We start from the raw sequence: 239 nt of genomic DNA, 5'->3' as shown, positions 1-239 counted from the left end.
AACAAGACAAAGGGACCAGTGCGGCAATTACCACGGCGACGAACGCGTTGACTCAAGCGGTCACAGATGCCAACACGGCGGATGATGCGATCAACAATGCCGCCACCACGGCCAGTCCGTACAGTCAAGAACCTGATGTTGCGGATGCGCTGACTGCCATTACGAACTTGCCAACCGATGCGACGACAGCAGATAAGCAAGCTGCTGTCACAGCTTTGGAAAATGCAGTGAAGGCTGCG

1 protein-coding gene is annotated in these 239 nt (G+C 55.2%); it reads left to right on the top strand.

What is annotated here, in order from left to right; translation table 11 throughout:
• Nucleotides 1-239, top strand: a 239-nt coding sequence (locus FD02_RS11250) for a hypothetical protein (protein ID WP_162255567.1), incomplete at both ends; no start/stop codon positions are given.

Source organism: Lacticaseibacillus nasuensis JCM 17158 (assembly GCF_001434705.1).
In the GTDB taxonomy this organism is placed as follows: domain Bacteria; phylum Bacillota; class Bacilli; order Lactobacillales; family Lactobacillaceae; genus Lacticaseibacillus; species Lacticaseibacillus nasuensis.
The sequence above is the reverse complement of the archived record's forward strand: the minus strand, read 5'-3'. Positions and strand labels throughout refer to the sequence as shown.